Source organism: Allobosea sp. 05T439 (genome assembly GCF_056396005.1).
The window spans coordinates 1-416 of sequence record NZ_JBFTKP010000161.1 but is presented as its reverse complement, the minus strand read 5'-3'; the positions used below and the strand labels follow the sequence as shown (position 1 = coordinate 416).

The window sequence follows — 416 nt, the reverse complement described above, 5'->3', positions numbered from 1 at the left end:
GCGAAGGCCTGGGCGGTCGCGCTGCGGCCATCGAAGCGCAGCACATCGGAGATCCCGGGCAGTGTCACCCGGCGGGTCACGTCGAGATCACTCCACGCATAGGCCGCGCCGGCCCGCAGCGAGACCGCCCCGAAACGCATGCCGCCATAGAGCGCGCCATGGGCGCTGCCCAGTTCTCCACTCGAGCGGCGCCCATCGACATCGAAATCGCTCCGCGTATAGCCGCCGGCAAGGCCGAGGCGCCAGTGCCCGTCGCCGCTCCAGCCGGAGTTGAGCTCGGCGCCGAACAGCATGCCACCGCCGCGCCGGTCGAGCGAAGCCGCGTTGCGGTCCCCGTCCGTGCGTCCCTGCGCTCCGATCGCCTCACCCCAAAGCGTGAAGCGTTCCATGGCGAGGCGCGGCGCCGGCAGAGTTGT

General features: G+C 71.4%; 1 protein-coding gene. It reads right to left on the bottom strand.

The genetic code is table 11. The features are described from left to right. Positions 1 to 389: autotransporter outer membrane beta-barrel domain-containing protein (locus AC1DIO_RS35540; RefSeq protein WP_441509264.1), on the bottom strand; the 389-nt coding region annotated here is incomplete at its 3' end. Positions 390 to 416 lie beyond the last annotated feature (27 nt).